Source organism: Sphingomonas sp. HITSZ_GF, assembly GCF_029543155.1.
In the GTDB taxonomy this organism is placed as follows: domain Bacteria; phylum Pseudomonadota; class Alphaproteobacteria; order Sphingomonadales; family Sphingomonadaceae; genus Sphingomonas.
On sequence record NZ_JARQXA010000005.1, the window covers coordinates 292,525 to 318,681 of the forward strand.

Sequence of the window (26,157 nt, forward strand, 5' to 3'; positions counted from 1 at the left end):
GTGAAATGATTTGCCCCGACTCCCTTCACTTTGGGCCGCGGGACAAGCAATTGCACGAGCGCTTGCCTATATCGCACCCGCGAAGGCATAAGCCGCGCTCCGATCAACCCCTCAAGAAAGTCAAACCCGTGTCCGAGATGTTCCGCATTACGCTGCCCGACGGTTCCGTCCGCGAGGTAGCCCCGGGGACTACCCCGGCGGACATCGCCGCCGCGATCGGTCCGGGTCTGGCCAAGGCCGCGCTTGCCGCGCGCGTCGATGGCGAACTGCGCGACATCGGCCGCCCGTTCGAGGGTGACGCCCAGTTGGCTCTCGTCACCTCGAAGGACGAGAAGGACGCGCTCGAGCTCGCCCGCCACGATTATGCGCATATCCTCGCCGAAGCGGTGCAGAACCTCTTCCCCGGCACGCAGATCACCTTCGGCCCCGCGACCGACGACGGCTTCTATTACGACTTCGCCCCCAAGGACCGCCCCTTCACCGAAGAGGACCTGCCGGCGATCGAGGCGGAGATGCGCAAGATCATCGCCGCCGACGAGCCGCTCGTCCGTGAGGTCTGGTCGCGCCAGCAGCTGATCGACCGCTGGACCAAGGCGGGCGAGACTTTCAAGGCCGAATGGGCGCAGGAACTTCCGGAAGGGGAAGAGCTGACCGTCTATCGCGCCGGCAAGGGCGAAGACGCGTGGCTCGACATGTGCCGCGGCCCGCACCTGGCCTCCACCGGCAAGGTCGATCCCAACGCCTTCAAGCTGACGCGTGTTTCGGGCGCCTATTGGCGCGGCGACCAGAAGAACGCGATGCTGTCGCGCATCTACGGCACGGGCTGGCTCAACAAGAAGCAGCTCGACGAGCACATGATGCGCCTCGAGGAGGCCGCCAAGCGCGACCATCGCAGGCTCGGCCAGGAGATGGACCTGTTCCACCTCCAGGCCGAAGCACATGGCAGCGTGTTCTGGCATCCGAACGGCTATGTCATCTACCGCGCGCTCGAGGATTATATGCGCCGCGCGGTGAACGGCGCGGGCAGCAAGGAAGTGAAGACGCCGCAGGTGATGGATGCGCGCCAGTGGGAGCAGTCCGGTCACTGGGGCAAGTACCGCGAGAACATGTTCGTCATCCCCGACGAGACGCCGAACATCGAGGACGAAGGCCCGATGGTGTCGGAAGACGCGCAGTGGCTGGCGCTCAAGCCGATGAACTGCCCGGCGCACATCCTGATCTTCAAGCAGGGGATCAAGTCGTACCGCGACCTGCCGCTGCGCCTCGTCGAGAACGGCTGCTGCCACCGCAACGAGCCGCACGGCGCGCTGCACGGGCTGATGCGCGTCCGCCAGTTCACCCAGGACGACGGCCACATCTTCTGCCGTGAAGACCAGATCGTCGACGAGGTCCAGGATTTCTGCCGCCTGGCCGACCGGGTCTATAAGGACTTCGGCTTCACCTATTCGATCAAGCTGGCACTGCGCCCCGACAATCGCTTCGGCACCGAGGAGATGTGGGACCAGGCCGAAACCGAGCTGCGCGACGCGGTGGTCCGTGCCGGCATGGCGACCGAGGAGTATGGCTGGGAAGAGCTGCCCGGCGAAGGCGCCTTCTATGCGCCCAAGCTGGAATGGCACCTGACCGATGCGATCGGCCGCACCTGGCAGGTCGGCACGATCCAGTCGGATCGCGTGCTGCCCGAGCGCCTCGATGCGTCCTATGTCGCCGAGGATGGCGAGCGGCATCGCCCGGTGATGCTCCACCGCGCGATCTTCGGCTCGTACGAGCGCTTCATCGGCATCCTGATCGAGCATTTCGCCGGTCGCCTGCCGACCTGGCTGGCGCCGACCCAGGCGGTGGTCGCGACGATCGTATCCGATGCCGACGACTATGCGGCGCAGGTGGCGAAGCGGCTCCAGGCCGCGGGCATCCGCGTCGAGACCGATCTGCGCAACGAGAAGATCAACTACAAGGTGCGCGAGCATTCGGTGGCCAAGGTCCCCAATCTGCTCGTCGTCGGCAAGCGCGAGGCCGAGGAAGGCACCGTGGCGCTGCGCGTGCTCGGCGATCAGGGCCAGAAGATGCTGAGCCTTGACGAAGTCGTCGAGCGGCTGGTGGCCGAGGCGACGCCGCCCGATCTGCGCTGATTCAAATCCGGCGCGGGGTTGCGCAAGCTGCGCCCCGCGCCGATATTGCAGTAACGCGCAGGCCACACTGCGCGAAATTTCGGCGGAAATGCAGGCATCGGGCTACCGAAGTGCCGCGTCCTGCGTTATTGAGCCGCCCAAACCCTGAGTCTGCAACAACAGGAGCAAGTCGTATACGTCCGCCCATGAATCGCCGCTCGATGGTGGCACCGCCGATGAACGGTCCGCGGTTTAACGAATTCATTCAGTCGCCCAAGGTCCGCGTGATCGACCATGAGGGCGAGAATCTCGGCGTGATGTACACGCGCGAGGCGATCGAACAGGCGCAGGAGCATGGCCTCGACCTGGTCGAAGTGTCCCCCAATGCGGACCCGCCCGTCGCCAAGTTCCTCGATGTCGGCAAGTTCAAGTACGAGGCCCAGAAAAAGGCCAACCTTGCTCGCAAGAGCCAGAAGACGCAGGAGATCAAGGAGATCAAGATGCGTCCGAACATCGACGATCATGACTATGATACGAAGATGAAGGCCGTCCACAAGTTCATCGGCGAAGGCGACAAGGTGAAGATCACCCTGCGCTTCCGCGGCCGCGAGCTTTCGCACGGCCAGCTCGGCATGAACCTGCTCAAGCGCGTCCAGGAGGATTGCGCCGAGGATGCCAAGGTCGAGTCCTATCCGCGCATGGAAGGCCGCCAGATGCTGATGGTGCTGGCGCCCAAGTGATGCACGAGGCGCGAGGGCTGCTGATCGCGGCCCTCGCCGCCCTCCCCCTGCCCGCGGCGGCGCAGGAAACCACGGCCGCCTCCTCCACCACTTCCGAAACGAGCGAGCCGATGGCGGTCCCCGCCGGCTACCGCCAGGTCTGGGCCGACGAGTTCGACCGGCTCGATCCGAAGAAGTGGCGCTACGACACCAGCCGCAACCAAGCGGGCTGGTACAACAACGAACTCCAGTACTATGCCGCCGACCGGCCCGAGAATGTCCGGGTCGAGGAGGGTCATCTCGTCATCGAGGCCCGCAAGGAACGGCTCGCCGACCGCCCGGATTTCGGCGGACAGGACTATAGCTCGGGCAAGCTCGTCACTGCCGGCATCGCCGACTGGACCTATGGCTTTGTCGAGGTCCGGGCAAAGCTGGCCTGTGGCCGCGGCGTGTGGCCGGCGATCTGGATGCTCGGCACCGACGGCAAGGTAGGTTGGCCGGCGCTCGGCGAAATCGACATCATGGAGCATGTCGGCTGGGACGAGGGCCGGGTCCACGGCACGATCCACACCAAGGCCTATAACCACGCCATCCACACCCAGCGCGGCGCCAACACGCTGCTGCCCGACGCCTGCACTGCCTTCCACCGCTATCAGCTCGACTGGAACGCCGACCGTATCCTGATCGGCATCGACGGCCGGGCCTTCATGCGCTTCGACAACGACCATAAGGGTGACCCCGCCACCTGGCCGTTCGACAAGCCGCAATATCTGATCCTCAACGTCGCCATTGGCGGCTGGGGCGGGCAGAAGGGGATCGACGCCGACGCCTTCCCGTCGCGGATGGAGGTCGACTATGTCCGCATCTGGCAGAAGCGCTAGGCGAAGCTGAAGTCGACCGGGGCGGGCTTCATCTGGCCGTCAAAGGCATGCTCGGCATAGGGCCCGTTGCGGTCCACCCAGTGCAGGAACAGGTGCGCCGACCAGCCATTTGGGTTGGGCGTAACCCGGCCGTGGCGATGATCGACGCCGCGATAGAGCACCGCATCGCCCACCGCCATCGGGATCGAGGCGTAGCGATCGGTGTCGAAACCTTCCTCCACCCGCGCGCTCGGCGCCTGCGGATCCTTGTCGACCTCAAGCGCCCAGGGCACGCCGTCGCTATAGTCGAGCGTGAGCGACATGCTGTGCTCGCACGAATAGCGGTCACAATGCACGCGGCAGACATCGCCCTCGCGGTAGATCCGCAGATAGGAATAGGTGGGCAGCAGGTCCTTGCCGGCCATCGCGCTCATCTGCGGCGTCAGGCCCCAGAGGAAATGCAGGATCGGTCGGTAATGATGGCCATAGACTTCGAAGGCGGCGCGGCGGAGCAGGTTGGGATGGTCGCGCACCCCGCTCAGCGGAATGTCGCGGGGCCCAATCGCCTCGCGCAGCGCCTGGAGCGTCGCCTGGGCTATCTCCGGCGCGATCAGCCCCTTCACATGCGCATAGCCGTCGCGCGGATAATCCCCGACAATCTCCATGCCTTCAGGCCTGATCCGCCACCGGCGGTTCCCACAGCTCGATCGGATTGCCTTCCGGATCATGGATGCGGGCGAAGCGGCCGGTCTCGGGCGTGTCCCACTCGTCCTTGGTGATGATCTCGATCCCGCGCGCATTGAGCTGCTCGAGCAGGCTGTCGAGATCGCGCACCCGGAAATTGAGCATGTAGCTCTTGTCGGGCGCGAAATAATCGGTCGCCGCCTTGAACGGCTCGAACACCACCGGGCCGGGCTCGGGATGCCAGAACCACGGGCTGGTCTGGCCGCTGCCATCGGTGCCGAAGCCACCGCCGACGCCGAGCACCTCGGCATACCAGGCCTTGAGCCCCTCGGGGTCCTGCGCCCGGAAGAAGAAGCCACCCAATCCGATCACCGGCATCGCAAATCCCCTTGCCTCAGGCTGCCTCGGCCACGGTACCGTCGCCTGCCGCCGCTTCGAGCAAACGGCGCTCGATCGTCTTCAGCCGCCCGCTGCTCTCGATCTTATCGCCGATCAGATCGGTGATATAGAAGGTATCGACCGCGCGCTCGCCATAGGTGGCGACATGCGCCGAGTGGATCGTCACCTTCGACTGGAACAGCGCATAGGCGAGGTGGCAGAGCAACGCCGGCCGATCGCGGGCGTTGATCTCGATCACGGTGAAGCGGTTCGAGGCATTGTTGTCGATCAGCACGTTCGGCTCGATGGCGAAGGCCTCGGCGCGCGGACGCACCAGCGGCTTGGCCTTGAGCCGGTCCTGCAGCTTGGCACGATTGGCCAGCGCATCGGCGATCGTCGTCTTGATCCGGTTGAGGCGCGCTTCCTCATCGAACGGCCGGCCAAGCGGATCCTGGATCAGGAAATTGTCGAGCGCCAGGCCGTCGCGCGTCGTGTGGATGCGCGCATCGATGATGTTGCCGCCGGCGACATGGATCGCGCCGGCGATGCGGTAGAACAGGCCGGGATGGTCGGCGGCATAGACCGTCACGAGGGTCGCGCCGCGCTCGGGATAGACCTGCGCCTCGACCGACAGCTGGGCATTGCCGGCAGCATCGACCTGGCGGGCATTGCGCTCGAGCACGTCGGCCGGCTCGGCGATCCAGTAGCTCTCGGTCATCCGCTTCTTGAACGCCGCCATCCGCGCGTCGTCCCAGCCGAGCATCTGGGCGAGTTCTTCCTGCTTGGCGGCGATGCGCTCGTTGCGGCCCTTCTGCTTGTGGCCGAGGCGCAGCACCTCCTCCGAGGCATCGAACAGATCGGCGAGCAGCTGGCGCTTCCAGCCGTTCCACACCCCGGGGCCGACAGCGCGGATATCGACGATGGTCAGCAGCAGCAGCATGCGCAGCCGCTCGGCGCTCTGCACATGGCCGGCGAAATCGAGGATCGTCTTGAAGTCGCTCAGGTCGCGCTTGAAGGCGGTGGCCGACATCAGCAGGTGCCAGCGCACCAGCCAGGCCACCGTCTCGGTCTCCGCCGCGGTCATGCCCAGGCGCGGACAGAGCCGCTCGGCCACTTCGGCGCCGAGGATCGAATGATCGCCGCCGCGCCCCTTGGCGATATCGTGCAGCAGCACCGACACATAGAGCGCGCGGCGCTGGGCGATCTGCTTGAAGATGCTGGTGCCGAGCGGATGATCGTCGCGCAGCTCGCCCTTCTCGATGCGGGCAAGCAGGCCGATTGCCCGGATCGAATGCTCGTCGACCGTGTAGTGGTGGTACATGTCGAACTGCATCTGCGCGACGACGCGGCCGAAGTCCGGCACGAAACGGCCGAACACGCCCGCCTCGTTCATCCAGCGCAGCACGGTTTCCGGGTCGCGGGGCGAGGTCAGCACGTCGAGGAACAGCGCATTGGCGCGGGGATCCTCGCGGACATCGTCGACCAGCTTGGCGTCGCGCGCCGCCGCCCGCATCGTCAGCGGGTGGACCTCCAGATTGTGGAGGTCGGCGAGCTGGAACACCTCGATCAGACGGACGGGGTCTTCCTGGAAGAAATTGTCGCGCGGCAGCGCCAGCCGACCGCGATCGAGCGTGAACCCCTTCAGCTTCCTGGGGCGCCGCCACAAGGTGGGGAAGCCGAAGCGACTGCCGCGCGCCGCGAACTGCTCGTCGAGATGGGCGAGGAACACCCCGGTGAGGTCGCCCACGCCCTTCGCCTGGAGGAAGTAGAAGCGCATGAAGCGCTCCACCTTCGACATGCCCGGCCGGTCGGCATAGCGCATGCGCTCGGCAATCTCGCGCTGCACATCGAAGGTCAGCCGATCCTCGGCACGGCCGGTGATCAGGTGGAGATGGCAGCGCACCGCCCAGAGGAAATTCTCGGCGCGGCGGAACTGGCGATATTCGAGTTTGGTGAGCAGACCCTTGTCGACCAGCTCGGCAGTCTCGCGAACGTTATAGGCGTATTTGCCGATCCAGAAGAGCGTGTGGAGGTCGCGCAGACCGCCCTTGCCTTCCTTCACATTGGGCTCGACCACATAGCGGCTGTCGCCCATCCTTTTGTGCCGCGCCTCGCGCTCGGCCAGCTTCTCGGCGATGAAGGCACGCGCGGTATCGGCCTGGACCTCCACCTTGAAGCGCTGCGCCGCCTCGTCGTAGAGCGCAGTGTCGCCCCAGACATAGCGCGCCTCGAGCAGCGCGGTGCGCACCGTCACATCTGCCTTGGACTGGCGGACCATCTCATCGAGCGAGCGCGACGAATGGCCGACCTTCAGCTGCATGTCCCACAGCGAATAGAGCATCGATTCGATGACCTGTTCGCACCAGCCGGTGACCTTCCAGGGCGTGAGGAAGCCGATATCGATATCCGAATGCGGCGCCATCTCGCCGCGGCCGTACCCACCCACCGCGATCAGGACCATGCGCTCGGCGGCGCTGGGATTGGGGTTGGGATGTAGCCGCTCGGTGGTGAAATCCCAGAGCAGGCGGAGCAGCTGGTCGATCAGGAAGGCGCCCGATGCGGCGATCTCGTGCCCGCGGCTGGGATGCTCGGCCAGGCGCCGGGCGATCTCGGCGCGGCCGGTATCGAGCGCCGCCTTCAGCTCCTTCGTGCCCGCGGCGCGCAGCTTCGCGCCATCCTTCGCCTCGAGCGCGGAAAGCCGCTCGGCGACCGCGCGCCGATCGATCAGGGCGCGGCGATTGGAGACATTGTCGAAGCGGCCGGACATGCTTCGCAGATAACGGCGGTGCGAGCCGGGTGCAAAGCCGGAAATCTTGACTCGAGGCCGCAAAGTGAAGGGAGTCGGGGCAAATCGTTTCACTTTGCCCGGGTGGGAGAGGCCACGATCCGAATCAGGCCGGTATCGGGCTGACGCACTCGCCATGAACCGAGGAGAGCAGGCGAAATCCTACATTGCAAGCTTGCCGTCACCCCGGCGAAAGCCGGGGTCTCGTGCCGTATCTCACCTTCGCCTGAGATCCCGGCTTTCGCCGGGATGACGGGAGATTTTCAGGCGACCCTGCCAGCCTCAGCCGACGAAGGCGCGCTCGAGCACGAAGCTGCCGGGATTGGCGTTCGAACCTTCCTCGAAGCCGTGGCTTTCGAGCATCTGTGCGAAGTCCTTGATCATCACGTTCGAGCCGCAGAGCATGACGCGGTCGGTTTCCGGATTGAGTTCCGGATGGCCCTGCACCGGCGCCTTGAACAGCCAGCCATTCTCGATCAGCTGGCCGATGCGCCCGGTGGTGCGGAACGGCTCACGGGTGACCGTGGGGATATAGTGGAACTGGAGCAGCGCCTGATCCGCCACCAGCGGATCGTTGGCGAGCTGCGCGGTCAGCTCGTCATGATAGGCAAGGTCGCTCACCCGGCGCACCGAGTGGACGATCACCACCTGATCGAACCGGTCATAGATGTCAGGCTCGCGCGCCAGGCTGAGGAACGGCGCCAGGCCGGTGCCGGTCGACAGCATGAAGAGGCGCTTGCCGGGCAGCAGCGCATCGGCGACGAGCGTGCCGGTGGGCTTCTTGCCGAGATAGAGCTGGTCGCCCTCGTGGATGCCCTGGAGGCGCGAGGTGAGCGGGCCGTTCTCGACCTTGATCGACAGGAACTCGATTTCGTCCGACCAGGTCGGGCTGGCGATCGAATAGGCGCGCATCAGCGGCTTCCCATCGACTTCGAGGCCGATCATCACGAACTCGCCCGCACGAAAGCGGAAGCTGGCCGGACGCTCGATCGCGAAGCTGAAGAGATGCTCATTCCAGTGCTTCACCCAGCGAACCGCGCACGTCTGGAACGTGGGGTGCTCGGGGAGGACGATCGGGGTTCGGGCAAGCATGTTCACGAAGGCGCTCTTTCCAAATTCACAGTGCACTGCAATATAATTTAACTTCAACGCGCAAAAGCGACGGCGATACGCGCCACCGCAACGGAAAGCGGAAGGCGCGCTTCGGGTTTCACGATCTGCTCGATGACCGCTTCCACGCGCGACTGCGCGCCGGCGCGTGCTAGCGCATGCAGCGAAAGGAGCAAGGCCTCGTCGTCGCCAATTTCTGCCGCGAAGGGCGGTTTGAAGCGAAGTTGGGACATCCCTTCGCGCTCGACGAGCAGCATTGCCATGTTGAGATCGGGCAGCATGTCGCCCATCCCCTGCCCGTGCAGCACCGGCCCAATCGCCGAACAGGGGCAGCGCCCGGCGCGCATGCACGTCACCCATTGCCGCATCACCGAGAGCAGCAGCTGATCCGCAGGCGCGAGTTCCGCGACGGAACGATCGATATACGCGTACAAAGGCGGTCCCCTTCCCGGAGCCGATCTCCGGGGCGGGGATGCCTTAGCGCTTATTGCGAATAACTATCAATAGCGTATTTTTTATGCGACGCGCGAAAGCCGGGCTATCTCCGCGGTGAGCAGGTCGATCTTCTCGTGCAGGCTCTCGATCTGCGCCTCGGCGCGCGTATTGGTCTCATAGTCGAGCCGCGCCTCGAACCGGTCCTTCGCCGCCTGGCGGTTCTGGCTCATCATGATGATCGGCGCCTGCAACGCAGCCAGCATCGACAGCATCAGGTTGAGGAAGATGAAGGGGAAGGGATCAAAGGCGTTCTTCGCCAGCACGACCGTGTTCAGCACTGCCCAGGCGGCGAGGAACAGGCCGAAACCGATGATGAAGCCCCAGGAGCCACCGACAGCGGCGACCCGATCGGCGAGCTTCTCGCCAAAGGTCAGCCGCTCGTCGAACAGCGCATGGGGATCGCGACCCACGCCGATGCGGCGGAGATCCGACAGGAAACGGATGGCTGCGTTCATTGGTACACCTCACTGCCGACCGGCCGCCCGGGGCGGGCCGCGCAGGAGGCGAGCGGGTCAGCTCAGCGCGGCGGCCTCGGACGGCACGGTCGATCGACTATGATCGTTGCTGGACATGACCCCATTCTCGGAGCTGTGGCGGTTAAGGACGCACGGCTATGCGACCCGCGGGCGACATGGCTGCGCGGGAGGCGGATTTCAAATGAAAAAGCCGTCATGTTGGGAGGGAGATACGGTCAGCAAATCCCTTTTCCCCGGCGAAGGCCGGGGCCCGGACTCGGCGTGCGCGGCGCAGACGCGCCAAGGCGCGTGACGTTCAAGACTGGGCCCCGGCCTTCGCCGGGGAAAGAAGAGGGAAAAGCGCGCAAAAAAGGCCGGAGCACCGCCCCGGCCTCTTTGTCTCGCGAAGGACGCGCGGATCAATCCGGCTTCTTCGCCACGCCTACCAGCGCCGGGCGCAGCAGGCGATCGCGGATCATGTAGCCGGCCTGGATCTCCTGGACGATCGTGCCGGCCTCGGCATCGGCGCTCGGCACTTCCATCATCGCCTGGTGGCGATTGGGGTCGAGCGCCTCGCCCAGCGCGACGATCTTCGAGATGCCGTGGCGGGCGAAGACCGAATCGAGCTCGCGCCCGGTCGCCTCGAGCCCGGTGACCAGGCCCTTGAACTTCTCGTCTTCCTTGAGCTCGGCCGGGATCGTGGCAAGCGCGCGGGTGAGGTTGTCGGCCACCGACAGCACGTCGCGGGCAAAGCCTGTCGCGGCATAGGTCTTGGCGTCCTGCGCCTCCTTCTCGGCGCGGCGGCGGACGTTCTGCGTCTCCGCCTGCGCGTACATCACTGCCGACTTCGCCTCGGCGAGCTGGGCCTCCAGCTCGGCCACGCGGTCATGCTCGGCCACTTCCGGGGCAGCGTCCGCGGTTTCCGCGCGCAGCGTATCGTCCTGGGTGTCCGTCACCTTATTCTCTTCCGTCATATTTCCCTGTTCAGGCCAGCAATCGGGCCAAAGTGGCCGCCGTGAAATCCACCATGGGGACGACTCGCGCATAGTTCAACCGGGTGGGACCTATCACGCCCACCACGCCCACCACGCGCCCGTCCATCGCGCGCACCGGCTTGGCGATCACTGACGAACCGGACAACGCAAACAGCTTGTTCTCGGATCCGATGAAGATGCGAGTCGCCTCGCCTTCGCGCGCCGAATCGAGCAGGCGGGCGATCTCCTCCTGCCCTTCGAGCTCGTCGAGCAGCTGGCTGACCTTGTCGAGGTCCTCGGCCGCGGCGGTGTCGATCAGCCGGGCCTGGCCGCGCACGATCAGCACCGGGCGGCGGCCGCCATCCTCGCTCCACACCGCCATGCCGCGTGCGACCAGCGCCGCCGCGGCATCGTCTAGCGCAGCACGCTGCGCCCCCAGCTCGCGCTCGACCCGCGCGCGGGCCTGGCTGAGCGTGAGCCCGCCAAAGGTGGCAGAGAGATAATTGGCCGCGCGCTGGAGCGCCGCGGGGTCCATGCCGCCGGGCAGCTCGACCACGCGGTTCTCGACCGAGCCGTCCTCGCTGACCAGCACGGCGAGCGCACGATCATGGCTCAACGGCACGAAGCCGAACTGGCGCAGCACCGGTTCGGCCTTAGGGACCAGCACGAGGCCGGCACAGGCCGAGAGGCCGGAAAGCGCGGCGGTGGTGTTGGCCAGCGCCTCCTCGACCGGGCCGCGCTCGGCAGCGTTGCGCTCGATCGCGGCGCGCTCCTCGGCGCTGGGCGCGCTTGCCTGCATCATGCCGTCGACGAACAGGCGCAGCCCGGTCTGGGTGGGCATGCGACCGGCGCTGGTGTGCGGCGAGGCGAGCAGGCCGAGCTCCTCGAGATCCTGCATCACGTTGCGGATGGAGGCGGGCGAGAGGTTGAGCCCCGAAATCTGCGCGATCGTGCGCGAACCCACCGGCACGCCGGTCTCCAGATAGGAGTCGACCACGAGGCGGAACACGTCGCGGGCGCGGTCGGTCAGCTCGTGGATAGGCGGGGTGGTCATGCTGGCTATGTAGTCAGCCTTTCCTCCACCGTCACCCCGGCCTTGTGCCGGGGTCCACGGTGCCGCGCATTCTGTCTTCTCGCCTCCTGTCCTTCGCTCACCTCCCGGTGGCCCCCGGCACAAGGCCGGGGTGACGAAGAGGAAGATGCTAAGGCCGCTCGCCGATCAGGTCCTGGATCGGCAGTCCGTCCGCCGCCTCGCCCAGCGCCTGCTTGATCGCCTGGTTCTGCATCACGCAGCCATAATAGACGTAGAGGTGCTGGCTGTCGCCGATCGCGCGGGTCCAGGTGACGTCGACGCTGGGCAGGTCGGTGGCGACCTGCGGGCAATTCTTCTCGCCGGGGGCATAGCGGACCTCGCCGCTCTCGGGCCGCCACGGCGCGAGCTTGGCGGCGAAGGCGTCATATTCGGCGCGGCTGAGCTTGAACGCGCGCTCGCCGGTGACCGCGGTGAAGCGTCGTCCCTCGAACACGCCGGTGCCGTCGGGCCGTACGGTGACGCTGTAGATCGGGCAGCGGCCGAAGCAGGGGCCGGTCTCGTAGCGGATCGAATCGCCTTCGATCGGGATCGGCTTGCCCGGGCCGGGCCCGCCGCTCGGCTTGACGCAGCCCGCCAGCGCCAGCGTCGCCACCCCGATGATCACAAGCCTGCGCATATGCTGCTCCTCCACGGTCACTCTTCACGGATCGCCCGCCAAGACTGGCGCGTTCCAACCGTTACGTCTACGTGGCGCGTCAAACCTTGCAGGAGACTGAAGCAGATGCGCCCTTCCGGCCGCGCCCCCGACGAAATGCGTGCGATCACGATCGAACCGCATTTCACCCGCCATGCCGAAGGTTCGGTGCTGATCAGCTTCGGTGACACCCGCGTGCTCGTCACCGCTAGCGTCGAGGAGCGGCTGCCGCCTTGGCTGAAGGGCAAGGGCGAAGGCTGGGTGACCGCCGAATACGGCATGCTGCCGCGCGCGACACATACCCGCGGCCAGCGCGAAGCGGCCAAGGGCAAGCAATCGGGCCGCACCCAGGAAATCCAGCGGCTGATCGGCCGTTCGCTGCGCGCCGTGACCGACCTGAAGAAGCTCGGCGAGCGCCAGATCACGCTCGATTGCGACGTGATCCAGGCCGATGGCGGCACCCGCACCGCGGCGATCTCGGGCGCGTTCGTCGCACTGCGCATCGCGGTGAACAAGCTGATGGCGGCCGGGCTGATCAAGGAAGACCCGATCATCGCGCAGGTGGCCGCGGTTTCGTGCGGCATCCACCAGGGCACGCCGGTGCTCGACCTCGACTATGTCGAGGACAGCGCGGCCGACGCCGATGCGAACTTCGTGCTGCTGTCGAACGGCAACATCGCCGAGGCGCAGGCCACGGCCGAAGGCGCGACCTATGACGAGGAAGGGCTGCTCCGCCTGCTCCGCCTCGCCCGGATCGGCTGCAACCAGATCTTCGAAGCACAGTTGAAGGCAATCGGATGACCGGCGAAGGCGACACTCCCCAGGCGATCCGCAAGCTCAAGCCCGGCAAGCTGGTGATCGCCAGCCACAATGCCGGCAAGGTGCGCGAGATCCGCGAACTCCTCGGCCCGTTCGGGGTCGAGCCGGTCTCCGCGGCCGAGCTCGATCTGCCCGAGCCCGAGGAGACGGGGACAACCTTCGTCGCCAATGCCAAGCTGAAGGCGCTGCAGGCCGCGGATCTCTCGGGCCTCCCGGCGCTGGCCGACGATTCGGGGCTGTGCGTGGAAGCGCTGAACAACGATCCGGGCATCTTCTCGGCGCGCTGGGCCGGCCCGAGCAAGGACTTCGGCGTGGCGATGCAGCTTGTCGAGGACAAGCTGGCGGCGCTGCCGCCCGAGACCAGCCGCGACGCGCATTTCATCTGCGCGCTCGCGCTCGCCTGGCCCGATGGCCATGTCGAATGGTTCGAAGGGCGCGTCGACGGCACTTTGGTTTGGCCGCCACGCGGCACCCAGGGCTTCGGCTATGACCCGGTCTTCCTGCCCGAGGGGCATCAGGAGACGTTCGGCGAGATGGAGCCGGCGGCCAAGCATGCGATGAGCCACCGCGCCGATGCGTTCCGGCAGCTCGTCAGCGCGGTACTCGACGCATAAAGGTGATTCGCGCCGCGTTAACGATGAAAACCGTGCAACATTTGCGCCTCCCCTAGGGTACAACCCCTAGGACAACAAAAAAACAATGAGGTCGTAAATGGGTTCGATGCGTCAGCTGGCGTCGATGATCCGCCATGTGCACGAAGTGCATAGCCAGGGCGTTGCCGAGGAAAACTCGGACGATGTGCTGACGCTCGCCCCCGATCGGGCCGAGATCGCGCTTGCCGCCGCCGAGGCCGAACCCGGCGCCGACGCGCGCCGCCACCCTCTCCAACGGAATTAGCCAGCCCGCACCGCAGCGCAGGCCCCCTGTGCTCGCTTTGCAACGGTCCCCTTCTCAACATTCACTCTGATGAGAATTAATGTTGCAAGCCCCCGGGCTTTGCGGCAGTCTTTCTGCATCGTGCCGAAGAGCACGTCTGGAGATGGATGTTGGGAGGGACCGAATGAAATATCGCCCGTTGCTGCTTGGCGCCTCGGCGCTGGCCTTGGTCTGGAGCGGCGCGGCCGCGGCGCAGACCGCCACCCCGGCGCAGGATGCGTCCGCTTCTTCCGATCAGGATAAGCCCGAAGACGGCGAGATCGTCGTCACCGCGCAGCGCCGCAACGAGAACCTGATGACCACGGCGGTCTCTGCCTCGGTGCTTTCGGGCACGCAGCTCGACAACAAGGGCGTCGCCAATGTCGACGCGCTGCAGTTCGCCATGCCCTCGGTCGTGGTCAACAATTTCGGCCAGGGCAACGACTTCAACGTCCGCGGCATCGGCAAGGCCGAGCACAATACCCAGACCACCACCGGCGTGATCACCTATCGGGATGGGGTTCCGACCTTCCCGGGCTATGTGCAGGGCGAACCCTATTACGACGTCGGCAACATCCAGGTGCTGCGCGGCCCGCAGGGCACGATCGTCGGCCAGAACGCCACCGGCGGCGCGGTGTTCGTCAACACCAACGATCCGATCATCGGCGGCGGCATCCACGGCTATTTCAACCTGAACTACGGCAACTACAACGAAGCCGGCATGCAGGGCGCGGTGAACCTGCCGCTGAGCGACACCTTTGCCGCGCGCGTGGCGCTCTACGGCTCGCGCCGCGACAGCTTCTACAACATCACCGGCCCGAACGGCACGGCCTACCCGTTCGACAAGGGGCACCAGGGTATCATGGCCGGGCGCATCAGCTTCCTGTGGAAGCCGACCGACCGCCTGTCGATCCTGTGGAAGACCGATGCCGGCCATCTCGACATGGGCGCCTATCCGGCGACGCCGTTCGCCAACTATTACGAGAACATCCCCGGCACCTCGACCCCGAACCCCAATCATCGCGACCTGTTCGACGTGTCGTTCAACACGCCGCAGGCTGCGCGCGACGAGTTCGTCCGATCGACCCTGAAGGCCGAATATGAGCTGGCCGGCGGCATCAAGCTGCGCTCGGTCTCGAGCTATCAATGGGCGAACACGATGTACCGCGCGGACCTGGACGGCACCGCGACCGGCATCAGCACCTTCTACGACAGCGTCGACGAGCAGCAGATCACCACCGAGCTCAACCTGATCTCGCCGGACACGAGCCGCGTGACCTGGCTGCTCGGCGCGTTCGGCCTGTGGAACGACTATTATTTCCGCAAGCCCTATGAGTTCGTGATCGACCTCGCCTATCCGTTCAACCTGCCTTCGGCGCAGTACAAGCTGCAGGGCACCAACCCGACCCGCTCGCTTGCGGCATTCGGCCAGATCGGCTTCGCGATCACGCCGAAGCTGAAGATCGATGCGGGCATCCGCTATACGGCGAGCCAGTCGACCAACCATGTCGATGTGCTCCAGTACGGAGCCTATATCCGGCAGGACCAGCAGGTGAAGTCGGACAATGTCTCGTACAAGGTGTCGCTCGGCTGGAAGCTGAGCAAGGACCAGTATCTCTATGGCTTCGTCGCCACCGGCTTCCGTCCGGGCGGGCTCAACGTGCCGGTGGGCCTGGGCAACCCGGCGCCGTTCGAGCCCGAGGAAGTGACCTCGTACGAAGCCGGCTGGAAGGCGAACTGGGCGGGCGGCAAGGTCCGCACGACGATCACCGGCTTCTACAACGACTACAAGAACTTCCAGGTCATCATCGGCTACCCGACCTTCCCGACCTTCGGGATCGAGCTCAACGTGCCCGACAAGACCAAGATCTACGGCTTCGAGGCCGAGGCCGAGTTCCACTTCGGCGGGCTGCAGCTCGATGCCGGCGTGAACGTGCTCAAGACCGAGCTGGGCACCTTCTATGCCAGCGATCCGCGCGTCGCGAGCACCGGCGCCTGCGATCCGCGCACCGGCAGCCCGACCAACGCGGCCAACTGCATCAACCTGGCGGGCCGCCGCCAGACCTATGCGCCCAACCTGACCTTCAACCTGGGCGCGCAGTATGTGCTCGAGCTCGGCAATGGCGACAAGATCACCCCGCGTGCCAATTTCGGCCATGTCGGCGACCAGTGGGCGACCTTGTTCGAAAACGCCTCGCGCGGCGACCATTTGCCGGCGCGCAACGTGCTCAACGCCCAGCTCGCCTTCCAGCACAAGAGCTGGACGATCACCGCGTACGGCACAAACCTGACCGACCAGCATTACCCGGCAGCGCTGAACTCCGGCCTCTACTTCGCGGGCCCGCCCCGCCAGTACGGGATCAAGCTGCTCAAGACCTTCTAAGCTTCCACCTGGCCGCCGGCAGTCTCCCTCGCCGGCGGCCTTTCCTTTCCCCGAATTCCCAAGGTCCCATGCAGCCCTACGGTCTGACCATCGACAAGTTTCTCGATCACGCCGCCAAGTGGTTCCAGGACTGCGAAGTGGTCGAGGCCGATGCGGGGCAGGTCCTTCGGCGGACGACCTATGCGGCGCTGCGCGAGCGCAGCAACCGCCTGTCGGGCGCGCTCGCCGCGCTGGGGCTGAACCAGGGCGACGTGGTCGGCACGCTCGCCTGGAACACGATCCACCATTTCGAGATCTATTATGCCGCGATGGGCATGGGGCTGGTCTGCCACACGCTCAACCCGCGGCTGACCCCGGCGCACCTGGCGGCGATGATCAACGAGGCCGAGAACCGCGTGCTCGCGGTCGCGGTCGACCTGCTGCCGATCGCCCGCGAATTGCTCCCCCACTGCCCGACGATCGAGCATGTCGTCGTGCTCGATTCCGCCGATTTCGACGCGCAGTCCCTCGGGTCGCACCGGGCGCGCGTCTGGGGACAGGACGCGCTGCTCGCGGCGCACGGCGCCCCGGCGATCTGGGGGGCGTTCGACGAGAACCTGGCCGCCGGGCTCTGCTACACCTCGGGCACCACCGGCAGCCCCAAGGGCGTGGTCTATACCCACCGCTCCAACTACATCCACACGCTGCGCGCGCTGCAAGCAGACGCCGTGGCGATCACCGCGCGCGACACGCTGCTGCTGGGCGTGCCGATGTTCCACGCCAATGGCTGGGGCATCCCCTTCGCCGCGCCGGCGGCCGGCACCAAGCTGGTGCTGCCGGGGCGGACGCTCGACGGGCAGAGCCTGGCCCGGCTGATCCGCGACGAAGGCGTGACCGTGGCAGTGGGCGTGCAGACCGTATGGCTGACGCTGGCCGACCAGGCCGAGGCGAGCGGCGAGTCCTTCCCCACGCTCCAGCGCGTGATGATCGGCGGATCGAGCTGCCCCGACGCGCTGCTGCGCCGGCTCGAGGAGAAGCTGGGCGCCAAGGTGCAGACGAGCTGGGGGATGACCGAGCTTTCGCCGATCGGCACCGTCGCCCCGCGCGACCTGCCGGCGGACGCGACCCCCGCATCGGGCCGGCCGATCATGGGGCTCGACCTCAAGCTCACCGATGCCGAGGGCAACACGCTGGTGCCCCAGCGCGGCATCCTGGGGCACCTGAAGGTAAAGGGCCACAGCGTCGTCGAGCGCTATTTCCGCGCCGAGCACAGCGCGCTCGACAGCGAAGGCTATTTCGACACCGGCGACCTGGCGATGATCGACGAGGCCGGCAATTTGACCATCTGCGGGCGCGCCAAGGACCTGATCAAGTCGGGCGGCGAGTGGATCAACCCGACCGAGATCGAAGCGATCGTCGGCACGCATCCGGCGGTGCGCCATGTCGCAGTGATCGCGCGGGCCGATGCCAAATGGGGCGAACGGCCGGTGCTGATCGTCGAGAGCCAGGGCGAGGATCCGCGCGCGCTGCTCGCGATGCTGCGCGGCAAGGTGGCTGACTGGTGGATCCCCGGCGAAGTTGCGGAAGTACCCGCGATGCCGCTCGCCGCATCGGGCAAGATCGACAAGAAGCGGCTGCGCGACGACTATGCCGAAGGGCGGATCGCGGCGAGCAAGGTGGGGCGGTAACTTCCCGTCCCTACCTTGCAGCAATGTCCGTCATCCCGGCGAAAGCCGGGATCTCGTGCAGCTCTTTTCCCGCCTTCGCCTGAGATCCCGGCTTTCGCCGGGGTGACGGTTGGAGACAGGATGACGATTTGTCAGTTGCACCCCTGCGCCTTGGCCGGCAGCTTGGGCGAGGCCAGGCCGGCATTCCAGTTCCAGGCGATCCCGGCGGCGCGACGGCGGCAGACCACGGCTTCATACTGGTCGTACATGCCCGGCATCAGCCCGGGTTCGGCCCTGGGCGTGTCGGTGATGTGGAGATAGGTGCGATCCTTGCCGAAGGCCGGCCAGGTCGCGCCCGGCGTGCCGCTCTTCACGAAGCTCGCCCAATAGCCGACCAGCGCGTCCGACAGCGGGCGATCGCTCTCCGGCATCGCCGGCCAGAGCGGCGGCAGCGGCGTGAGATTGCCGAACACATAGGGCAGCTCGCTGGCGTGGAAGGCGTGGAGATCCTTCGCGTCCATCGCCGGATAGCCGTGATCCCAGAGATAGACAAAGGCCGGCTGGCCGATCGCCGCCTGCTTGCGGGCGAGCCGCTCGGTGGTCCAGCCGTAGAGCGCGTCGCGGCTGGCCGCGAGGATGCTCTCCTTATAGTCCGCCGCCGGATAGAGCTTGAGGAAGCCGTCGGCTAACTCGCCATATTTCTCGCGGATGCCCTTCTCATACTCCTCGGGCGTGGCGGGGGCCTTGGGGGCGAGCATGCGGAGCGAGCGGATCTCGCCCTGGTTGAAGCCGGTGAGGATCGGCACCGGGGCTTGCTTGCCCTGGTCGAAGGCGTCGACCATCTGCGTCGGCAGCACCAGCCCATCGACCACGCCGAACGGGAAGAAGCCGAGCTTGGCGGCCTTGTCGGTGATGTCCTGCGCGTCCATCCCGCGCAGCGCGGCAAGGTCGGGCGCCTGGACGCCGGCGGAGAGCATCGTGCCGATCGCCTCGGCCGAAGGCTGGCCGTAATTGCCCTTCTTGAGCTCGGGCATCGTGACCATGTAGGCGCTCTGGGCGATCGCCTTGGAAAAGGTGCCGCGCGCCAGCGGCGATTCCATCAGGAACATCACGCTGAGCCCACCGGCGCTTTCGCCCGCGATCGTCACTTGCGCCGGATCGCCGCCGAACGCCGCGATATTGTGCTTCACCCAGGCGAGCGCCGCCATCTGATCGAGCAGGCCGTAATTGCCCGAGACCTTTTGCGGCGACTCCGCCGAGAGCGCCGGATGCGCGAGCCAGCCGAGCACCCCCAGGCGATAGTTGACCGAGACGACGATCACGCCCTGCTCGGCCAGCTTCTGCCCATCATACATCGGCTCGCGGCTCGATCCGCCCGACAGCGCGCCGCCATGGATCCAGAAGAACACCGGCGCCTTTTTCGCGTTCGCCGGCGCCCAGATGTTGAGCGTCAGGCAATCCTCGCTGACCGGCAGCGGCGCGGGCGGCGAATAGACGCTGGTGGGCGTCTTGCCCTGGGGCTGGACGCAGGCGGGGCCGAAATCCTTCGCGGCGCGCACCCCGGTCCAGGGCTTCATCGGCGCGGGCGGGCGCCAACGCATGCCGCCCACCGGAGGCACTGCATAGGGGATGCCCTTGAAGCTGCGGATGCTGCCGTCGAGCGTGCCGCCGACGCCGCCCGAGGGCGCGTTGACGACGGGTTCCTGCGCCAGCGCCGTGCCCGAAAGCAGCAGGCCGGTGACAAGGGCAACGTGGCGGAGCAGCTTCATGCAGGCACCTTTGCGAAAGTCTCGCGGCGCAGGACGCGCGCGAGCAGGAGGAAGAGCACGATCGCGATCAGATAGAAGGGCGAGAGCGTGTAGAGCGCCAGCTGCAGGCCGTGCTCATAGCCGTGGTTTTTGAACCAGTCGCTCGCTGCGCCGACATAGGTGGGGCCAAGGCCCAGGCCGATAAAGTTCATCACCAGCAGCAGCAGCGCGCCCGACAGCACGCGCTGATCGGGCCGCACCTCTTCCTGCACCAGCGCGACCGAAGCGGAGAGGTAGAAATAGTTGAACGAGTTGACGATCGTCAGCAGCAGCAGCGCGAGCGGCCAGGCCGGCGCCCAGACGAAGCCGACATAGAAGGGCAAGGCGATGGCGAGCGAGATCGCCGGGCCGAGCGCATAGACCAGCCGGCTGCGGCGCGAGAGCCGGTCGATCACGCGGCCCGAGATCAGCATCGCCGCGCTCATGCCGACGCCGACCACGATCGCGTACCACAAGGCAATCTCCGGCAGCGTCATGCCCTTCTCGCGGATCAGGAACAGCACCGAGAAATTGCCCAGACCATAGGTGACGAACTGGGTGGCGCCGCTGCCGAGCGCGGCGAGCATCAGCACCGGATGGCTGAAGAACATCCAGCAGGTGCCCCAGAAGGGCGCCTTGGCGGCGGCGGGCTGCACGGCGGCAGGCGCGAGATCGGTGGCGCCGCGCTTCGGCTCGCGCACGATGACGCGGACCAGCAACGCAGTGATCACGCCGACGATGCCGATCGCCACGAACGCCACCCGCCAGTCCAGCATCGCCGCGATCGAGGCACCGAAGGCGATGCCGAGCGCCGCGCCGATCGGCGGGCCGAGATTGAAGATACCGAAGGCAGTGCCGCGTTCGCCCGGGCGGAAGGTATCGGTGATGATCGCATAGCTGGGCGGCACCCCGCCCGCCTCGCCGAAGCCCACCGTCATGCGGGCGATGACGAGCTGGGTATAGCTGGTGGCGAGGCCGCAGGCGATCGTCGCGCCACTCCAGATCGCGCAGGCGAGCGACAGGATCGTCACCCGGTTGGTACGATCGGCAAGCCAGCCGACCGGTATCGCGATGAAGCAGTAGAACATCGCGAAATAGAGCCCGCCGATCAGGCCGAGCTGGCTGTCGGTGACGTGGAGCGAATCCTGGATCGGCTTGGCGAGGATCCCGAGGAGCTGCCGATCGAGGAAATTGAGGACATAGACGAAGGTGAGCGTGACGAGCACGATCCAGCGGCGTGCGCCGCCTGCCTGAGTTTCCACGCTACCTCTCTCCCGACGGTTTTCTCCGCCTTTCCCGGCATCATGCGGGCAAGCGCGCGGGCCTGTCAACAGACACTATCTCGCGTGTGAATATCTTCGCGAAAGGCTTGACGCTAAGCCCTTAGACGGGAAGGAACATGGGCGTGACCGAGACCGCCAAGCCCGTTCGCCGCTCCCGCAAGGCCGAGCAGCGCGCCGAGACGATGGAGCAGATCTACGACGCTGCCGAGGAGCTGTTCTCGCAGCACGGCCTCTATGGCGTGACGCTGAAGGACGTCGCCAAGAAGGTCGGCGTCCACCACACGCTGCTCAACTATTATTTCGCCGACAAGAAGGCGCTGTTCGACGCCGTGTTCGCGCGCCGCGCGGTGGTGACGGCGGGGCGGCGGATGGATGCGCTCGACGCCTATGACAAGGCATCGGCCGGCAAGCCCACGGTGGAAGGGGCGCTGCGCGCGTTCCTCGACACCGATCTCGACACCTATATCCAGGGCGGCGAGAGCTGGAAGAACTATGCCAAGCTCGCCGCGCAGGTGGCCAACACCCCGGCCTGGGGCGCCGACCTGATGGACGCGCATTTCGATCCCGTGGTGCTGCGGCTGATCGGGCTGCTCAAGCAGGCGCTGCCGGGCTGCGCCGACGAGGACATCTTCTGGGGATATCACTTCGTCACCGGCGCGCTGACGCTCACCCTCGCCCGCACCGGGCGCATCGACAAGCTCTCGGGCGGCATCTGCCATTCGGACGATTTCGAGGCGGTGAAGGAGCGGATGGCGAGTTTCCTGGCCGCGGGCTTCCTGGATATCTGCAAGCAGAACAAGTGAACGCCGACCTGCGCTAAAGTGGCGCGGTCGGGGCAGAGTCGACGCATATTCACTGCCTTGCGAGTGAGTAATTGACGGCTTATGCCTCGCTCCCAGAATCAAATGGGAGAGTGGGATGTCGCTGAAGCTTGCAGGTCGGGTAGCCATCGTAACCGGTGCGGGCGGGGGACTGGGGCGCGCGCATGCGCTGTTCCTGGCGCGCCACGGCGCCAAGATCGTCGTCAACGACCTGTCGCAGCCCGCAGCAGACGCAGTGGCCGCGGAAATTCGCGCGGCCGGCGGCGAAGCGATGGCGATGGCGCTCTCGGTCACCGACGAGCCTGCGGTCGCCGCGATGATCGCCGAGACGCTGCACCATTGGGGCCGCATCGACATCCTGATCAACAATGCCGGAATCCTGCGCGACAAGAGCTTCGCCAAGATGAGCATCGAGGATTTCCGCCTGGTGGTGGAGGTCCACCTGATCGGCGCGGCGATCTGCTCCAAGGCGGTGTGGGACACGATGCGCGCGCAGAATTACGGCCGGATCGTCATGACAACTTCGTCGTCCGGTCTGTACGGAAACTTCGGCCAGGCGAATTACGGCGCCGCCAAGATGGCGCTGGTGGGCCTGATGCAGACGCTCGCGATCGAAGGCGAGAAATACGGGATCAAGGTCAACAGCCTGGCGCCGACCGCGGCGACCGGCATGACCGAAGGCGTGCTGACCGGCGACAGCCTGAAGCTGCTCGCCCCCGAACTGGTGAGCCCCGGCCTGCTCGCGCTCGTCAGCGACGAGGCCCCTACCCGCGCGATCCTGTGCGCCGGCGCCGGCCATTTCGCCGCAGCGCACGTCACGCTGACCGACGGCATCCAGGTGGGCGACGCGGAAGACGCCGGCGAGCAGGTCGCGGCGCAATGGGCTTCGGTCACCGATCGCAGCGGCGAGATCGTGCCCGCCTATGGCTTCACCCAGTCCGAGCGCGAAGTGGCGGCGGCCACCGGCAGCGCCCCGGTTCCGGCCGGCGTGCGGTGAGCGACGACCTCCGGCTGGGGCGGCGCGAGCTGATCGCTGCCGCCGCATTCGGCGCCGCCGGGGGCATCCCCTCGGCGGCACAGGCGGCCCCGCTCAAGCGCAAGCCGGCGCCGCCCGGCTTCCTGTGGGGCACCGCCATCTCCGCCTATCAGAGCGAAGGCAACAACACGAACGCCGATGCCTGGCTGATGGAGAATCTCCATCCCAGCATGTTCAAGGAGCGATCGGGCGACGCCTGCGACTCCTATCATCGCTATGCCGAGGATTTCGCGCTGGCAGCAAGGCTGGGCTTCAACAGCTACCGGCTCGGCGTCGAATGGGCGCGGATCGAACCGAGCGAGGGGCATTTCTCCAACGCCGCGCTCGACCATTACGCCCGGATGCTCGAGAGCTGCCGGGCGCACGGCCTGCGGCCGATCGTCACGCTCAACCATTTCACCACGCCGCTCTGGTTCGCACAGCGTGGCGGCTTCGAAGTGGCCGACGCGCCGCAGCTGTTCGCGCGCTATTGCCGCAAGGTCGCCGAGCGGCTGGGCGGGCTGATGCACATGGCGACGACCTTCAACGAAGCGAATATCCGCTTGCTCGTCGACATGATGCCGGGGATCAGCGCGTTCGTGCCGGTGGTGAAGGCGGCGATCGCCGCGGCCGCCAAGGCGACCGACTCGCCCAAATTCTCGCGGCTCGCCTATGCCGATGCGGCGGTGGTCTCGCCGATCATGCAGCAGGCGCACCGGCTGGCATATGAAACGATCAAGAGCGTCCGCCCTGCCCTGCCCGTCGGCATCACGCTGACCACGCAGGACGTGCAGGCCGACACGCCCGAGCGCGCCGCCTATTGGAACGACAAGCTCTATGGCGGCTGGGCGCAGGTGGCGCGCGAGGCGGCCGACTTCTTCGGGGTGCAGACCTATACGCGCTTCGTGTTCGATGCGAACGGCATGGTCGCACCGCCCAAGGATGCCGAGATGACGATGGCGGGGTATGAATTCTACCCGCAGGCGCTGGCCAACACGATCCGCTGGGCGCACCGCGAGATCGGCAAGCCGATCTACGTGACCGAGAGCGGGATCGCGGCGAAGGACGACGCACGGCGCATCGCCTTTATCGACCAGGCGCTGGATGGGGTGCGCGCCTGCCTGGACGAGGGCATCCCGGTACACTCCTATCTCTACTGGTCGCTGCTCGACAATTTCGAATGGACCTCGGGATATGGCGTCCCGTTCGGGCTGGTCGCAGTGGACCGCGAGACGTTCAAGCGCACGCCGCGGCCGAGCGCGTTCCACCTGGGCGCGATTGCGCGGGCGAATAGGATCTGAGATCGAGCGGGAATGACGCCGGGCGACGCGATCCTTCTGCTGCTGATGTGGGGCGTCGCCGCATTCGTGGCGAACCGGCTCTACGTCATCCTGCGCCACCGGGAGATCAACGTGCGGGGCGCAGTCTATTCGCGGGCGGACACGCCGGCGCTCTACTGGGCGCAGCTGCTGCTTGTCGTGGTGGCGCTGATGCTGGTCGGGGGGATCGCGCTGGCGATGACGCTTGGCGCCGTCTTGGCATAGACCGGCCATCTTGCGGGGCGAGTGACGCGATCTCGCTTTCTCCGGCGAAGGCCGGAGCCCAGCCTTGAAAGTCACGCGCCTTGGCGCGTCTTCGCCGCGCACTGCTTAGTCTGGGCCCCGGCCTTCGCCGGGGAAAAGCTGGAGTGCCGGTAGGGGCGTGGGACGATTCGCCGCATGGCGGTGGCGGGTGCCCGCGCCTAGATCGCTTGCATGCGCCGCGCTTCGCTTGCCCTGATCGTCCTGGCCCTGCTCACCGGCTGCACCGACGACGCGCGTGAAGAACGGCTGCGCCAGGCCGGTCCCAACCCCTCGCTTACCGCGCTGCTCAAGGTCGCCGACGCCAAGGCGGGCGAGCGCAAGTTCGGCCAGTGCTTTGCCTGCCACCGGATCAGTCCGGGGGCGCCCGATCTGGGCGGGCCGAACCTCTATGGCGTCTATGGCCAGCCGATGGGGCAGAACAGCCCACGCTTCAGCTACACCGCCGCGCTGCGCGACGCGGGCGGCACATGGGACGCGGCGACGCTCGATGCCTGGATCGCCGATCCCAAGTCAGTGGTGCCCGGCACCAACATGCAGTTTTCAGGCGTGCGCGACCCGCTCGATCGGGCGGACATCATTGCCTATCTCAAGGGCCGGAGCGGCCCGGCGCGCTAGGTTTCCGCAGCGCTTGACTCTTAAATCTACATATGTTGGATTTAAGCCATGATCCGCAAGCGAAACCCGTCGAGGCAGATGCGCGCCCTTCTCGAGGTGCTGTCCGCCGAGCGCCAGCAATGGCGGCACGGCTATGACCTGATGAAGGAGACCGGCCTCGCCTCGGGCACGCTCTATCCGCTGCTGATGCGGATGACCGAGCAGGGACTGGTCGAGGCCGAATGGCGCGAGCCGGCGCAGCCCGGCCGCCCGGCCCGCCACGCCTATCGCCTGACCGCGGCCGGCTTCGCGCTCGCGCTGGAGATGCCCGGCGGCGGCGCGACGCTGCCATCCGGAGGATCGCTCGCATGAGCGCGCCGATCGCACGCGCCGTGCTGGCGCTGGCCTTGTGCTGCCTGGGCGAGAGCCGCCGCGAATGGCGCGCGGCGATGCGCGCCGAGTTCGAGGCGGCGGCGGAGGACGGAGCGCCGCTGCGCTTCGCGGCGGGCTGCCTGATGGCGGCATTGCGCGAGCTGGTCACGCGCGAAGAAGGCCGCTTCGCGCTGACCAGCTATGCGCTGGTGCTGGGGCTGATGCTGCCGATGGCGGCGCTCCAGATCGGCTGCGCGCTGCTCGGCCTGCCCTATCTCTATCCCGACCAGCACGGGCTGGCCGGCGCGCTGCTCGAAGGGCGCGCGCACGAGGACCTGCTGCGCACCGTCTATCAGGCCGCCATTCCCTCGCTCGCGCTGCTCCAGCTGCTGATCGGTATCGGCCATCTGTGCATCGCCTGGGCGATGCTGGAGGGCGACTGGGCCGGCGTCACCCGCCGCGCGACGCTGACCCTGGCCGCGGCAGCGACGCTGCTGCTGTTCATGGGCGTGCTGTTCCTCGACGGCAGCCAGGTGCTGCTGCAGGGCGCCGTGCTGGCGATCGAGCTGGCGACGCTCTGCGGGGTGGCGCGGTGGCACGCCCAGCTCTCGCCCGCGGGGGCCGAACAGCCCGGCTAGCGAATA

Annotated in this window: 26 protein-coding genes; 15 read left to right on the forward strand and 11 right to left on the reverse strand. The window is 66.6% G+C overall.

Annotated elements, in window-relative coordinates; translation table 11 throughout:
* The first annotated feature begins 128 nt into the window (after positions 1-128).
* The 3 genes from thrS (at position 129) to P6144_RS15730 (ending at position 3,708) form a co-directional block, all read left to right on the forward strand.
* A complete protein-coding gene (gene thrS / locus P6144_RS15720) occupies positions 129-2,129 on the forward strand; it encodes a threonine--tRNA ligase (RefSeq protein WP_277768744.1) in 2,001 nt (666 codons plus the stop codon).
* A gap of 185 nt (positions 2,130-2,314) precedes the next feature.
* Positions 2,315-2,848, forward strand: a complete 534-nt coding sequence (infC, locus tag P6144_RS15725; RefSeq protein WP_116838799.1) for a translation initiation factor IF-3 — start codon at positions 2,315-2,317, stop codon at positions 2,846-2,848.
* Positions 2,848-3,708: a glycoside hydrolase family 16 protein gene (locus P6144_RS15730; RefSeq protein ID WP_277768745.1), complete on the forward strand. Its 861-nt coding sequence runs from the start codon at positions 2,848-2,850 to the stop codon at positions 3,706-3,708. Before infC ends, P6144_RS15730 begins: the two co-directional genes overlap by 1 nt.
* Here the strand turns inward: P6144_RS15730 and P6144_RS15735 are convergent.
* The 9 genes from P6144_RS15735 to P6144_RS15775 all read right to left on the reverse strand — a co-directional run bounded on the left by P6144_RS15735 (position 3,705) and on the right by P6144_RS15775 (position 12,277).
* Positions 3,705-4,352 (reverse strand): hypothetical protein, encoded by a 648-nt coding sequence (locus P6144_RS15735; protein ID WP_277768746.1) that lies wholly within the window; start codon positions 4,350-4,352, stop codon positions 3,705-3,707. The two genes, P6144_RS15730 and P6144_RS15735, sit on opposite strands and share 4 nt — an antisense overlap.
* 4 nt (positions 4,353-4,356) lie before the next feature.
* Positions 4,357-4,749 (reverse strand): VOC family protein, encoded by a 393-nt coding sequence (locus tag P6144_RS15740; protein ID WP_277768747.1) that lies wholly within the window; start codon positions 4,747-4,749, stop codon positions 4,357-4,359.
* 16 nt (positions 4,750-4,765) lie between these two features.
* Entirely contained in the window at positions 4,766-7,516 is a 2,751-nt protein-coding gene (locus P6144_RS15745) for a [protein-PII] uridylyltransferase (protein ID WP_277768748.1), read from the reverse strand.
* Positions 7,517-7,816: 300 nt separating this feature from the next.
* Positions 7,817-8,626 carry a ferredoxin--NADP reductase gene (locus tag P6144_RS15750; RefSeq protein WP_277768934.1) on the reverse strand — a complete coding sequence of 270 codons (810 nt, stop codon included), beginning with the start codon at positions 8,624-8,626 and terminating at the stop codon, positions 7,817-7,819.
* A 53-nt stretch (positions 8,627-8,679) separates the two neighbouring features.
* A complete protein-coding gene (locus P6144_RS15755) occupies positions 8,680-9,078 on the reverse strand; it encodes a hypothetical protein (RefSeq protein ID WP_277768749.1) in 399 nt (132 codons plus the stop codon).
* A gap of 81 nt (positions 9,079-9,159) precedes the next feature.
* Positions 9,160-9,594 carry a DUF1003 domain-containing protein gene (locus tag P6144_RS15760; protein ID WP_277768750.1) on the reverse strand — a complete coding sequence of 145 codons (435 nt, stop codon included), beginning with the start codon at positions 9,592-9,594 and terminating at the stop codon, positions 9,160-9,162.
* A gap of 419 nt (positions 9,595-10,013) precedes the next feature.
* Positions 10,014-10,568, reverse strand: a complete 555-nt coding sequence (grpE, locus tag P6144_RS15765; RefSeq protein WP_277768751.1) for a nucleotide exchange factor GrpE — start codon at positions 10,566-10,568, stop codon at positions 10,014-10,016.
* 10 nt (positions 10,569-10,578) lie between these two features.
* Positions 10,579-11,622, reverse strand: a complete 1,044-nt coding sequence (hrcA, locus tag P6144_RS15770; protein ID WP_277768752.1) for a heat-inducible transcriptional repressor HrcA — start codon at positions 11,620-11,622, stop codon at positions 10,579-10,581.
* A 148-nt stretch (positions 11,623-11,770) separates the two neighbouring features.
* A complete protein-coding gene (locus tag P6144_RS15775) occupies positions 11,771-12,277 on the reverse strand; it encodes a DUF6438 domain-containing protein (RefSeq protein WP_277768753.1) in 507 nt (168 codons plus the stop codon).
* 105 nt (positions 12,278-12,382) lie between these two features.
* Here P6144_RS15775 and rph point away from each other — a divergent pair, with 105 nt between their 5' ends.
* The 5 genes from rph (at position 12,383) to P6144_RS15800 (ending at position 18,079) form a co-directional block, all read left to right on the forward strand.
* Positions 12,383-13,096, forward strand: coding sequence for a ribonuclease PH (gene rph / locus P6144_RS15780; protein ID WP_277768754.1), 714 nt, complete (start codon positions 12,383-12,385; stop codon positions 13,094-13,096).
* A complete protein-coding gene (gene rdgB / locus P6144_RS15785) occupies positions 13,093-13,728 on the forward strand; it encodes an RdgB/HAM1 family non-canonical purine NTP pyrophosphatase (RefSeq protein WP_277768755.1) in 636 nt (211 codons plus the stop codon). The genes rph and rdgB overlap by 4 nt, the downstream gene beginning before the upstream one ends.
* A 97-nt stretch (positions 13,729-13,825) precedes the next feature.
* A complete protein-coding gene (locus P6144_RS15790) occupies positions 13,826-14,011 on the forward strand; it encodes a hypothetical protein (RefSeq protein WP_277768756.1) in 186 nt (61 codons plus the stop codon).
* 163 nt (positions 14,012-14,174) lie between these two features.
* Positions 14,175-16,412, forward strand: a complete 2,238-nt coding sequence (locus P6144_RS15795) for a TonB-dependent receptor (protein WP_277768757.1) — start codon at positions 14,175-14,177, stop codon at positions 16,410-16,412.
* Between the two features lie 68 nt (positions 16,413-16,480).
* Entirely contained in the window at positions 16,481-18,079 is a 1,599-nt protein-coding gene (locus tag P6144_RS15800; RefSeq protein ID WP_277768758.1) for an AMP-binding protein, read from the forward strand.
* Positions 18,080-18,210: 131 nt separating this feature from the next.
* On the opposite strand, the gene P6144_RS15805 is transcribed toward P6144_RS15800, so the two are convergent.
* Together P6144_RS15805 and P6144_RS15810 are read right to left on the reverse strand one after the other, a co-directional pair.
* The gene (locus P6144_RS15805) at positions 18,211-19,827 is read right to left on the reverse strand and encodes a carboxylesterase family protein (RefSeq protein ID WP_277768759.1); all 1,617 of its coding nucleotides are present in this window, start codon (positions 19,825-19,827) and stop codon (positions 18,211-18,213) included.
* The gene (locus P6144_RS15810) at positions 19,824-21,107 is read right to left on the reverse strand and encodes an MFS transporter (protein WP_277768760.1); all 1,284 of its coding nucleotides are present in this window, start codon (positions 21,105-21,107) and stop codon (positions 19,824-19,826) included. Before P6144_RS15810 ends, P6144_RS15805 begins: the two co-directional genes overlap by 4 nt.
* A gap of 143 nt (positions 21,108-21,250) precedes the next feature.
* On the opposite strand from P6144_RS15810, the gene P6144_RS15815 reads away from it, so the two are divergent.
* The 7 genes from P6144_RS15815 to P6144_RS15845 all read left to right on the forward strand — a co-directional run bounded on the left by P6144_RS15815 (position 21,251) and on the right by P6144_RS15845 (position 26,151).
* Positions 21,251-21,931 carry a TetR/AcrR family transcriptional regulator gene (locus P6144_RS15815; protein ID WP_277768761.1) on the forward strand — a complete coding sequence of 227 codons (681 nt, stop codon included), beginning with the start codon at positions 21,251-21,253 and terminating at the stop codon, positions 21,929-21,931.
* Between the two features lie 115 nt (positions 21,932-22,046).
* Positions 22,047-22,946, forward strand: a complete 900-nt coding sequence (locus P6144_RS15820; RefSeq protein WP_277768762.1) for an SDR family NAD(P)-dependent oxidoreductase — start codon at positions 22,047-22,049, stop codon at positions 22,944-22,946.
* The gene (locus tag P6144_RS15825) at positions 22,943-24,265 is read left to right on the forward strand and encodes a family 1 glycosylhydrolase (protein ID WP_277768763.1); all 1,323 of its coding nucleotides are present in this window, start codon (positions 22,943-22,945) and stop codon (positions 24,263-24,265) included. Before P6144_RS15820 ends, P6144_RS15825 begins: the two co-directional genes overlap by 4 nt.
* A 12-nt stretch (positions 24,266-24,277) precedes the next feature.
* Positions 24,278-24,508 (forward strand): hypothetical protein, encoded by a 231-nt coding sequence (locus P6144_RS15830; RefSeq protein ID WP_277768764.1) that lies wholly within the window; start codon positions 24,278-24,280, stop codon positions 24,506-24,508.
* A 210-nt stretch (positions 24,509-24,718) separates the two neighbouring features.
* Positions 24,719-25,162 carry a c-type cytochrome gene (locus tag P6144_RS15835; RefSeq protein ID WP_277768765.1) on the forward strand — a complete coding sequence of 148 codons (444 nt, stop codon included), beginning with the start codon at positions 24,719-24,721 and terminating at the stop codon, positions 25,160-25,162.
* Between the two features lie 48 nt (positions 25,163-25,210).
* Positions 25,211-25,513, forward strand: coding sequence for a PadR family transcriptional regulator (locus P6144_RS15840; protein ID WP_277768766.1), 303 nt, complete (start codon positions 25,211-25,213; stop codon positions 25,511-25,513).
* The gene (locus P6144_RS15845) at positions 25,510-26,151 is read left to right on the forward strand and encodes a hypothetical protein (RefSeq protein ID WP_277768767.1); all 642 of its coding nucleotides are present in this window, start codon (positions 25,510-25,512) and stop codon (positions 26,149-26,151) included. The genes P6144_RS15840 and P6144_RS15845 overlap by 4 nt, the downstream gene beginning before the upstream one ends.
* Positions 26,152-26,157 lie beyond the last annotated feature (6 nt).

Excerpts from the sequence above, each read along its gene's own strand:
- infC (WP_116838799.1), top strand. The coding sequence starts at position 2,315 with ATGAATCGCCGCTCGATGGTGGCACCGCCGATGAACGGTCCGCGGTTT.
- P6144_RS15730 (WP_277768745.1), top strand. The coding sequence starts at position 2,848 with ATGCACGAGGCGCGAGGGCTGCTGATCGCGGCCCTCGCCGCCCTCCCC.
- P6144_RS15735 (WP_277768746.1), bottom strand. The coding sequence starts at position 4,352 with ATGGAGATTGTCGGGGATTATCCGCGCGACGGCTATGCGCATGTGAAG.
- P6144_RS15740 (WP_277768747.1), bottom strand. The coding sequence starts at position 4,749 with ATGCCGGTGATCGGATTGGGTGGCTTCTTCTTCCGGGCGCAGGACCCC.
- P6144_RS15745 (WP_277768748.1), bottom strand. The coding sequence starts at position 7,516 with ATGTCCGGCCGCTTCGACAATGTCTCCAATCGCCGCGCCCTGATCGAT.
- P6144_RS15750 (WP_277768934.1), bottom strand. The coding sequence starts at position 8,626 with ATGCTTGCCCGAACCCCGATCGTCCTCCCCGAGCACCCCACGTTCCAG.
- P6144_RS15760 (WP_277768750.1), bottom strand. The coding sequence starts at position 9,594 with ATGAACGCAGCCATCCGTTTCCTGTCGGATCTCCGCCGCATCGGCGTG.
- grpE (WP_277768751.1), bottom strand. The coding sequence starts at position 10,568 with ATGACGGAAGAGAATAAGGTGACGGACACCCAGGACGATACGCTGCGC.
- hrcA (WP_277768752.1), bottom strand. The coding sequence starts at position 11,622 with ATGACCACCCCGCCTATCCACGAGCTGACCGACCGCGCCCGCGACGTG.
- P6144_RS15775 (WP_277768753.1), bottom strand. The coding sequence starts at position 12,277 with ATGCGCAGGCTTGTGATCATCGGGGTGGCGACGCTGGCGCTGGCGGGC.
- rph (WP_277768754.1), top strand. The coding sequence starts at position 12,383 with ATGCGCCCTTCCGGCCGCGCCCCCGACGAAATGCGTGCGATCACGATC.
- rdgB (WP_277768755.1), top strand. The coding sequence starts at position 13,093 with ATGACCGGCGAAGGCGACACTCCCCAGGCGATCCGCAAGCTCAAGCCC.
- P6144_RS15790 (WP_277768756.1), top strand. The coding sequence starts at position 13,826 with ATGGGTTCGATGCGTCAGCTGGCGTCGATGATCCGCCATGTGCACGAA.
- P6144_RS15795 (WP_277768757.1), top strand. The coding sequence starts at position 14,175 with ATGAAATATCGCCCGTTGCTGCTTGGCGCCTCGGCGCTGGCCTTGGTC.
- P6144_RS15800 (WP_277768758.1), top strand. The coding sequence starts at position 16,481 with ATGCAGCCCTACGGTCTGACCATCGACAAGTTTCTCGATCACGCCGCC.
- P6144_RS15805 (WP_277768759.1), bottom strand. The coding sequence starts at position 19,827 with ATGAAGCTGCTCCGCCACGTTGCCCTTGTCACCGGCCTGCTGCTTTCG.
- P6144_RS15820 (WP_277768762.1), top strand. The coding sequence starts at position 22,047 with ATGTCGCTGAAGCTTGCAGGTCGGGTAGCCATCGTAACCGGTGCGGGC.
- P6144_RS15830 (WP_277768764.1), top strand. The coding sequence starts at position 24,278 with ATGACGCCGGGCGACGCGATCCTTCTGCTGCTGATGTGGGGCGTCGCC.
- P6144_RS15835 (WP_277768765.1), top strand. The coding sequence starts at position 24,719 with ATGCGCCGCGCTTCGCTTGCCCTGATCGTCCTGGCCCTGCTCACCGGC.
- P6144_RS15840 (WP_277768766.1), top strand. The coding sequence starts at position 25,211 with ATGATCCGCAAGCGAAACCCGTCGAGGCAGATGCGCGCCCTTCTCGAG.
- P6144_RS15845 (WP_277768767.1), top strand. The coding sequence starts at position 25,510 with ATGAGCGCGCCGATCGCACGCGCCGTGCTGGCGCTGGCCTTGTGCTGC.